The sequence below is a fragment of the Dietzia sp. B19 genome (genome assembly GCF_014145155.1).
Taxonomy (GTDB): domain Bacteria; phylum Actinomycetota; class Actinomycetes; order Mycobacteriales; family Mycobacteriaceae; genus Dietzia; species Dietzia natronolimnaea.
This window is the reverse complement of record NZ_JAALED010000197.1, coordinates 1-4,628: the sequence shown is the minus strand read 5'-3', so window position 1 is coordinate 4,628 and position 4,628 is coordinate 1. Positions and strand designations below refer to the sequence as shown.

General features: G+C 71.5%; 5 protein-coding genes. 2 read left to right on the top strand and 3 right to left on the bottom strand.

Annotated elements, in window-relative coordinates:
- Both moeB and G6020_RS06670 read right to left on the bottom strand, forming a co-directional pair.
- Window positions 1-970 (bottom strand): molybdopterin-synthase adenylyltransferase MoeB (moeB, locus tag G6020_RS06675; RefSeq protein ID WP_347238324.1); only part of this gene is annotated, 970 nt, incomplete at its 3' end.
- On the bottom strand, window positions 967-2,010 hold the full coding sequence (locus G6020_RS06670) for a DUF3152 domain-containing protein (protein ID WP_179524797.1): 1,044 nt from the start codon (window positions 2,008-2,010) through the stop codon (window positions 967-969). The genes G6020_RS06670 and moeB, both read right to left, overlap by 4 nt.
- A 159-nt stretch (window positions 2,011-2,169) precedes the next feature.
- Between G6020_RS06670 and G6020_RS06665 the strand changes: the two genes are divergently transcribed.
- A complete protein-coding gene (locus G6020_RS06665) occupies window positions 2,170-2,829 on the top strand; it encodes a TetR/AcrR family transcriptional regulator (RefSeq protein WP_182610080.1) in 660 nt (219 codons plus the stop codon).
- Here the strand turns inward: G6020_RS06665 and G6020_RS06660 are convergent.
- A complete protein-coding gene (locus G6020_RS06660; protein ID WP_107748545.1) occupies window positions 2,826-3,053 on the bottom strand; it encodes a DUF3107 domain-containing protein in 228 nt (75 codons plus the stop codon). The genes G6020_RS06665 and G6020_RS06660 overlap by 4 nt on opposite strands.
- A 288-nt stretch (window positions 3,054-3,341) precedes the next feature.
- On the opposite strand from G6020_RS06660, the gene G6020_RS06655 reads away from it, so the two are divergent.
- A partial coding sequence (locus G6020_RS06655; RefSeq protein WP_182610081.1) for a DEAD/DEAH box helicase occupies window positions 3,342-4,628 on the top strand: 1,287 nt, incomplete at its 3' end.

Genomic DNA, 4,628 nt, shown 5'->3' with positions numbered 1-4,628 from the left:
CGGCTCCGCGGACGTCGACCAGGACGGGCGCGACGGACCCGGACGATCCCGCGTCCGCCAGTTCCGCGGCGAGGTCCGCGGCCGAGACGGTGGGGACGTCGTCCAGGTCGGCCGGTCGGACCGCGCAGGTCTCGTCGGTGCCCTCCGGCAGGGACGTCACCGGGGCACGGGACGGGTCCGGCCGGATGGTCACGGTCCGGTGGGTGGTCTCGAGGAGGTCCATCAACACGAGCCGGCCGAGCAGTGGCCGGCCGGCCCCGGTGATCAGCTTGACCGCCTCCATCACCATCATCGACCCGACCGTTCCGCACAGTGCGCCCACGACGCCGGCCTCGGCGCAGCTCGGAACGGAACCGGGTGGCGGCGGGGCCGGGTAGAGGTCGCGGAGGGTGACGGGGTCGACGGGCGCGGGCGGTCGCGACCAGAAGACGGCGAGCTGGGCCCGGAAGCGGTCGATGGTCCCCCAGACGACCGGGATCCCGGCGATCTCGCAGGCGTCGGAGACGAGGTACCGGGTGGCGAAGTTGTCGCTTCCGTCCATCACCAGATCGTGACCCTCGAGGAGGGCGTCGATGTTCACCGCGTCGAGACGGGCGTGGACCGCCTCGACCCTGACCCCGGGTGCCAACTCGGCCAGTCGATCCCGGGCCGACTCGACCTTCGGGCGGCCGATGGCCGGTACGGAGTGGATCACCTGCCGTTGCAGGTTGCCGAGGTCCACCTCGTCGTCGTCGATCACGGTGATCCGCCCGACACCCGCCGCGGCGAGGTACATCAGGACCGGCGCGCCCAGTCCCCCCGCGCCCACCACGAACACCGACGCGGCGCGCAGGCGACGCTGCCCCTCGTCACCGATGGCCCCGAGCAGGAGATGCCGGGAGTAGCGCGCGCGCTCCTCCGCCGAGAGCTGCGGCACCGGATCCACGAGAGGGGGGAGCGCCCCGGACACCCCGCCGGTCACGGGGTTCACCGGGCCACCGGCGGGCCGTCAGGGAACGGCCACGCGTTGTACAGGCAGGTGTCGTCGTTGTCCGGGACCACACCCTCGTTGTCGAGCAGGAAGATCTCGTTGTTGGCGACCCCGAGGGTCTGTTGCATCATGATCGGCGCGAGCGCTCCGTCCGCGGGGCACGGCTCGTGATCCGGGTAGCCGATCGCGTGGCCGACCTCGTGGTTGACGAGGTACTGGCGGTAGGACCCGATGTCCCCCTGGAAGGACCGCGCACCCCGGATCCACCGGGCCAGGTTGAGGTAGACCCTCTCGGTGGACGGGTTGTAGCAGCTGGTCTCGAGCTCGATCTCGTATCCGCAGTTCTCGCGGACCGTGAGGGGACTGGCGAGTGTCACCCGGAACGCGGGCTCGTCCCGGGCCGTGCGCCGGAACGCCACGGCCCCGTCCGCCGTCCAGCTCTTGGGATTGGCCAACGTCGCATCCACCATCCGGGCCACCGAGTCGTCGCCACCGAAGTCCGTCGTGTCGACGCCCTCCTCGACCTCGACGGTGTAGGTGAACTGCTCGGCGTCGGGACGCCCGACACGGTCCGTGCCCCCGGGCACGATCCGGAACCGACCCTCGCCGGCCTCGGCGAACGGTCCACCGTCCGGCAGCTCCCCGCTCGGGGGCACCTCACCCCGGGGTGGCTCCCCCATGAGCGCCGGCGTCTCCTCCGCCTCGCCGACGGCCGCGCCGTCGCCCGCCCCGGTACCCGTCACGGAGTCGGCTATCACGAGTGCCGTGAGCACGACCAGCACCGGGATCGCGTACGCCCGCCAGCCCCACGTGGTGAAGAACCGACCGACGGGGCTCTGCTTACGCAGGTGGTCCCTGGCGCCGGGGACCGAGCGACGACGACCGGGGGTCGTCTCCTCCGCCGGATCCCACGGGGCCCGCAGCGGCTCACCGTGGGGAGGGTAGTACGGAGAGCGGTCCCCGCGGTGTGCCGGAGCGTCAGCCCGCGAGGTGGACCCGGCGTCGACACCGTCCGACGTCCGGCGACGGCCGTCGCTCATCCGCACACCTCCACGTCCGCTCCGGTCAGGCTCGAGTCAAGGTCTCCACGATCCCACATCCCGAGGTGGTCGCCTTCTCCGGCACTCCGCCCGTACGGGTATTGTCCGTCTGGCCCGGTCGACCGTCGACCCGACGTCCGGGAGGACAGGAGCCAGACGATGACAAGCCCGGGCGGACCGTCCCCGACGGCTCCGGGGCGCGCCAGGGCGACCCGGCTGCCCCGAGGAGCCCGACGACGCCAGCTCCTCGACGCGGCGGGGACCGTGTTCGTGGACCAGGGCTTCCACGCCTCCGGGATGGACGACATCGCCGTCCTGGCCGGGGTCTCCAAACCGGTGCTGTACCAGCACTTCGATTCCAAGCGCGACCTGTACATCGAGGTGCTGCGGCATCACGTGGACGAGCTCCTCGGCCGCATCCGGGCGGCGCTGGACTCGACCTCGGACAACCGGCGTCGCGTCGAGGCGGCGGTCGACACGTTCTTCGCGTACGCCGATTCCGACACCCGCGGCTTCCGGCTGGTGTTCACCTCCGAGTCCGGCGACGAGGAGGTCCGGCGCGAGCTCGACCGCGCCACCGACGGCTGCATCGACGCCGTACACGACCTGGTCAGGGGCGATTCCGGGCTCGACGCGCACCGGTCGCGTCTGCTCGCGGTGGGCCTCGTGGGTGCGAGCCGGGTCAGCGCCGGCCACTGGCTCGACGCGGGCCGACCGATCTCCCGCGCCGACGCCGTCTCCACGACCGTCACCCTGTGCTGGGGCGGACTGTCGAAGATCCCTCGTCAGGGCGGGGACCGGCCCGCCGCGGACGCCTAGGAGAGGAACCCGACCGCGCGCCGCGCCGACTCACCGATCTCGACGTAGGCGACCCGGTCGGTCGACACGAGATAGCGCCGACCCTTCTCGTCGTCCAGCTCCAACACTGCCTTGCTCTCCGCGGTGAGAGCGGCCTCCACGCGGGCGTGCACGTCCTCCGGGTTCATCCCGGTCTTGAACACGAGTTCGCGATTGCTGTCGGCGATGCCGATCTTGACCTCCACGGTGCCTGCCCTTCTCATCGTCGGCGCATGTCTCGCCGTCGTCGGTGATACGTGGGACCCAGGCTAGCCCGGACCCGGTGTCCCGCGGCGTCACGGGATAGGGTGGACCCACGTGGATCACACCCGCGCCCGGTCCGCTGGTCGGACCCCGCACCGAGGATCCGCGTGGAAATGTGCGCGCGCCCCGCTCGCCGAGGCCGTCCATCGGAAGGCCCGTCCTCCCGCGCGCGAGACGAGAAAGGCACCGCCCTGTCCACTACAGATGTGACCACCAGCGAAGTCGACGGCATGGCCACGACGACCGCGGTCGTCGACGCCCCGTCCTCCGACTCCTCCCCCAGCTTCGCCGAACTCGGCGTCCGCCCCGAGATCGTCACCGCGCTCGGTGAGCGCGGCATCACCCACACCTTCGCCATCCAGGAACTCACCCTCCCACTGGCGCTGGCGGGGTCCGACCTCATCGGCCAGGCCCGTACGGGGATGGGCAAGACCTACGGCTTCGGCGTCCCCCTCCTGCACCGCATCTCGACGGGCGAGGTGACCCGGGAGCTCGACGGCACGCCACGGGCCCTCATCATCGTTCCCACCCGCGAGCTGTGCGTCCAGGTCACCCAGGACCTCAAGATCGCCGCCACCGGTCTCACCGCCCCCGGCGGGTCGGGAACCCGGCCGCTCAAGGTGCTGGCCATCTACGGCGGAACCCCCTACGAACAGCAGACCGACGCCCTGGAGAAGGGCGTCGACGTGGTGGTGGGAACCCCCGGCCGTCTGCTCGACCTGGCCAACCAGTCGAAGCTGGTGCTCGGCAAGGTCGAGGTGCTGGTCCTCGACGAGGCCGACGAGATGCTCGACCTGGGCTTCCTGCCGGACATCGAGAAGCTGCTCCGGATGGTCCCGGAGCAACGGCAGACCATGCTCTTCTCGGCCACCATGCCGGGACCGATCATCACCCTGGCGCGGACGTTCCTCACCAAGCCCACGCACATCCGGGCGGAGGCCGCCGACTCCGGCGCCACGCACGAGAACACCACCCAGTTCGTCTACCGGGCGCACTCCATGGACAAGCCCGAGGTGGTCTCACGGATCCTGCAGGCGGACGGACGCGGCGCCACGATGATCTTCTGCCGCACCAAGCGCACGGCCCAGAAGCTCGCCGACGACCTGGCCGAACGAGGCTTCCGCGTGGGGGCGATCCACGGCGACCTGGGCCAGGGCGCTCGCGAGAAGTCACTCAAGGCGTTCCGCACCGGGGACGTCGACGTCCTCGTGGCGACCGATGTCGCGGCGCGCGGAATCGACGTCGACGACGTGACCCACGTCATCAACTACCAGTGCCCCGAGGACGAGAAGACCTACGTCCACCGGATCGGCCGCACCGGTCGGGCCGGCCGCAAGGGCGTCGCCGTCACCCTCGTGGACTGGGACGACCTGCCCCGCTGGGGCCTCATCGACAAGGCGCTCGGCCTGGGGCACGGCGAGCCCGCCGAGACCTATTCGACCTCCCCCCATCTGCGCGCCGAGCTCGGCATCCCCGAGGGCGCGGGGGGCCGGGTCGGGGCCGCGACCGGGACCGGC